The 4,291-nt window shown below is 36.7% G+C and carries 4 protein-coding genes; all 4 read left to right on the top strand.

Features of this window, described 5'->3' with window-relative positions; all coding sequences use genetic code 11:
• A partial coding sequence (locus BLW20_RS07240) for a transposase (protein ID WP_143037753.1) occupies positions 1–274 on the top strand: 274 nt, incomplete at its 5' end.
• Between the two features lie 241 nt (positions 275–515).
• Entirely contained in the window at positions 516–2,060 is a 1,545-nt protein-coding gene (locus BLW20_RS07235; protein ID WP_091098254.1) for a glycine--tRNA ligase, read from the top strand.
• Positions 2,061–2,206: 146 nt separating this feature from the next.
• Positions 2,207–3,181 carry a hypothetical protein gene (locus BLW20_RS07230; RefSeq protein ID WP_091098250.1) on the top strand — a complete coding sequence of 325 codons (975 nt, stop codon included), beginning with the start codon at positions 2,207–2,209 and terminating at the stop codon, positions 3,179–3,181.
• A gap of 13 nt (positions 3,182–3,194) precedes the next feature.
• Positions 3,195–4,199 (top strand): T9SS type A sorting domain-containing protein, encoded by a 1,005-nt coding sequence (locus tag BLW20_RS07225; protein WP_091098248.1) that lies wholly within the window; start codon positions 3,195–3,197, stop codon positions 4,197–4,199.
• Positions 4,200–4,291: the final 92 nt, after the last annotated feature.

The raw sequence follows: 4,291 nt of genomic DNA, 5'->3' as shown, positions 1-4,291 counted from the left end.
TGTTGATGGTGTTCATCTAATCACACAGCTTAAAAACAATATGAAAAACTGTTTAATGACCTTGTCTGACAAAATACTATTGAGAAAACGTTCTGTTATTGAAACAGTTAATGATGAATTGAAAAACATGTGTCAAATTGAACATTCAAGACATAGATCTATAGGAAACTTTTTTACAAACCTTATTTCAGGGCTAATTGCTTATTCTTTTTTTCCTAAAAAACCTTCAATACAATATAATGAGCTAAAAACAAATCAGTTAGCAATATTCTGATTAATCGAACTCAGGTTATTTATAAACATTTACTATTTTCTGTAGTTGGATTTTTTTTATTTTTTCTTGCACTCTATTTTTTAGGGGGTTTTAGTTTTGGGTCTTCACTTTTTATTTCTTTTTTTACGAATTCAATAACCTTTTGGAATAATAGAAAGAACCCGAATCCTTATTAAAATACAAAAGTTTATTAAAAAATCGCAAATCAACAAAATGTGCGGAATTTTAGTATTTTTGCATTATGGCAAAACAAGAAGACATTTTTAAAAACGTGATTTCACATGCAAAAGAGTACGGATATATTTTTCCGTCGAGTGAAATTTATGATGGATTAAGCGCGGTTTACGATTATGCGCAAAACGGAGTAGAGTTAAAAAAGAATATTCGTGAGTACTGGTGGAAAGCAATGGTACAAATGCACGAAAATATTGTGGGAATCGATGCGTCAATCTTTATGCACCCAACCACATGGAAAGCCTCAGGACACGTTGATGCCTTTAACGATCCGTTAATTGACAACAAAGATTCAAAGAAAAGATACCGTGCCGATGTGCTGATCGAAGATTATTGCGAAAAATTGTGGCAGAAAGCTCAAAAAGAAATCGAAAAAGCAAAAAATCGTTTTGGCGATGCTTTTGACGAAGCGCAGTTTGTAGCAACAAATCCGCGGGTGGTTGAATATTTAAGCAAGAAAAAAGAAATCTTAGAGCGTATGGTCCGTGGTTTGGACACCGGCGATTTAGCTGATGTAAAAGCATTGATTGAAGAATTGGGAATTGCCGATCCGGAAACAGGTTCTAAAAACTGGACCGATGTTCGTCAGTTCAACTTAATGTTCGGAACCAAATTAGGTGCTTCGGCAGATACCGCCATGGATCTGTATCTGCGTCCGGAAACCGCACAAGGAATATTCGTAAACTTTTTAAATGTACAAAAAACCGGACGTATGAAAATTCCGTTCGGAATTGCACAAACCGGGAAAGCCTTCCGCAACGAAATCGTTGCACGTCAGTTCATCTTCCGTATGCGTGAATTTGAACAAATGGAAATGCAGTTTTTTGTAAAACCGGGCGAAGAAATGCAATACTACGATTATTGGAAAAACACTCGTTTAAAATGGCATTTGTCGTTAGGTTTGGGCAATGAGAATTACCGTTTTCACGACCACGAAAAATTAGCACATTATGCCAATGCCGCAACAGATATTGAATTTAATTTTCCGTTTGGCTTTAAAGAATTAGAAGGAATCCATTCCAGAACCGATTTCGATTTAAAAGCACACGAACAGCATTCAGGTAAAAAATTACAGTTTTTTGATAACGAAACCAATGCGTCTTACGTGCCGTATGTTGTGGAAACATCGGTTGGTTTAGACCGTTTGTTCCTTGCTGTTTTCTCTAAAGCGTTGCAAGAAGAAACATTAGAAGACGGGTCAACACGTACCGTTTTAAAACTACCGGCGGTGTTAGCACCAACAAAAGCAGCGGTATTGCCATTGGTTAAAAAAGACGGCTTGCCCGAAGTTGCCCGCGAAATCATCGAAGAATTAAAATGGGATTTCAACGTAGCTTATGATGAAAAAGATGCAGTTGGTCGCCGTTACCGCCGCCAGGATGCTTTGGGAACGCCGTTCTGCATCACAGTTGATCACCAAACGTTAGAAGACAAAACCGTAACCATTCGCCACCGCGATACCATGAAACAAGACCGTGTATCTATTTCGGAATTACGAAATATTATAAACGAAGAAGTTTCTATGCGTAACTGGTTACAGAAGATGAAGTAGTATAAACACCAACATAATAGTAAAAAAGACCAAACATTTGTTTGGTCTTTTTTGTTTTAATGAAACTATTTTTTTATAAAGCATGTAATTTTATGTTAAATTTTTTATTATATTTACTGTATTAATAATTTAAAAATCACATAATTATGAACAAATTAGTACTTTTATTAGGGTTAATAACCCTTACCGCATGTACAAACGACAGTGTTTTTGAAAACACGGATCAGCAAAATTACAATTCACAAACAGGCAGTACCGATGGTGGTGGCATGACCACTTTTTCTGACGATGGAAGTTACCAGTCTATTTGGGATATATACCATCGTGGCAGAGAAATGTTTTACGATTATGTAAACGCCACCGGCGATATTGGCAACCCTGCCAGGTTAGATTTTAGGGTAACCCCATACATAGGCTTGGCGTATTGTGATGATGATTTGTCTGATAATCGATTTAGAGATATGCTTAGTAGTATCATTGAAGGACCTTTTAATTCTGTTCCACCGGGTACCTATCCCAATATGTTTGACTTTACGGGTAACGAAATTGGTAATTTTATGCCTGCCCGGTCTTTTACGTTAACCGGAACAGGGGTGCCGTATTGGGGAACAGCCGGGTTAAGAATCTTTTCTATGGATCATTGCCATGTAATTGGTGCCAATACCGTAGCTAATATCTACAATCCTAATCTTATATTCTTTGACATTACGGCACCACCTGCCCCTTATGTACCTGCTACCCCGCAAGAAGAGATTTTATTATCACAATACGGCAAAGTGTTTTTTTATTATTGGGAAGCCGTAGATCCCGTAACTGCAGTTGTGGTAGCACATGGCTACGTTATGCCGGAATGCGATACAAGTAATCCAGCGTATTGGACAAATACCGGTATTACAGCTAATTTACCAACAGGTGCTGTTGCCGATTTATATTACAATCACTATTCTAATGATACATTTATGCCTTCTTACGAAGTTGTTTTAGACGCTGGTACGTTTCCACATGAAGATACGTTCTCTCATACCGTAGGTACACAAACTTATAATTACAAAGTAGATATAGTAACTTATTTAGGCGGTACGTCTCCTTTGGTTTCTACCTTAAAACTATCGATAGACTAATAAATATAGTACTATGAAAAAATTAATTATATATACTGTATTTTTATTTTTTATTACGCAAACAATACCTGCCCAGGTATTGTTTAGTGAAGATTTTGACAGTTATTCCGCCGGGCATTTAAATACCGATTATACCAGTACCACCCCTGGACAAGGGGGGTGGTATGTATCAAAAGGTAGTAACAATCCCAACGGTGGGGCCATTGTTATTGCCGAAGCCGGTAAAGGTAATGTTTTAAATATGGCAACATCAAATGTTTCTGGTGTTCAATCTGTTAATTTTGATCAACCGCATGGATCTATATTATGGAACAACCGTACGGCAGGCAATAATATTTGCAAGTTTGAGTATGAGGTTTATACAGATGGCAATTTTAATGCAGGAGGGGCAGTAGCAGGAACTAATGCTTTTGGCGGTAATGGTTTTGCTGGCATGACCTTGCGGTCAGTATTCAACGATATTATTGCGATACATCAAAATAGCGAAAATAGCGGTATTCAAACTATTCCTTTGAAGAATTATAAGATAGATCCTTTTCCTTATAATATATGGATAAAGGTAGAGGTATTTGTAGATTACAATACCAATGACGCTTATTTTTATATACCCACATTAAACCTTCAGACAACAGCTAAATTTACACATACTAAAGTTCCTGAAGGAATATATTTTAGTGTAAATCAACTTAACTCAGCATCTGTTGTTAAGTATGATAACATTAAGCTATCAGCGTTGCAAACGTTGCCTTCGTATATATTAAGCACCAATGAGCAGTTGGCTGCAAAATTTAATTTATACCCCAACCCGGCTACCAATGTAGTAAACATTACTAATAATGAAAACAGGTTGGTAAACCAGGCAGCGGTCTATGATGTTACAGGTAAGTTAATAAGTACCCAAAGTTTTAATGAGCAAACAGAAATACAGTTAAACATAGAAAACTTAGCAAGTGGCACGTATCTGTTGCATTTGCAAACCAATGAAGGCACAGCAGTTAAAAAGTTGGTTAAGAAGTAGTTTTATTAAACACATTTGCTATGAAAAAGTTTATCATACACACCGTATCTCTGTTTTTATTGTTTGCAGTACCGGCAGTAAAAGCTCAGGTA

The sequence above is a fragment of the Paenimyroides marinum genome, assembly GCF_900108395.1.
GTDB classification, from domain to species: Bacteria; Bacteroidota; Bacteroidia; order Flavobacteriales; family Flavobacteriaceae; genus Flavobacterium; species Flavobacterium marinum.
This window is presented reverse-complemented; position numbering and strand designations above follow the sequence as displayed.

What these genes read in the sequence shown, in the direction of transcription:
- BLW20_RS07235 (WP_091098254.1), top strand. Translation starts at nt 516, where the DNA reads ATGGCAAAACAAGAAGACATTTTTAAAAACGTGATTTCACATGCAAAA.
- BLW20_RS07230 (WP_091098250.1), top strand. Translation starts at nt 2,207, where the DNA reads ATGAACAAATTAGTACTTTTATTAGGGTTAATAACCCTTACCGCATGT.
- BLW20_RS07225 (WP_091098248.1), top strand. Translation starts at nt 3,195, where the DNA reads ATGAAAAAATTAATTATATATACTGTATTTTTATTTTTTATTACGCAA.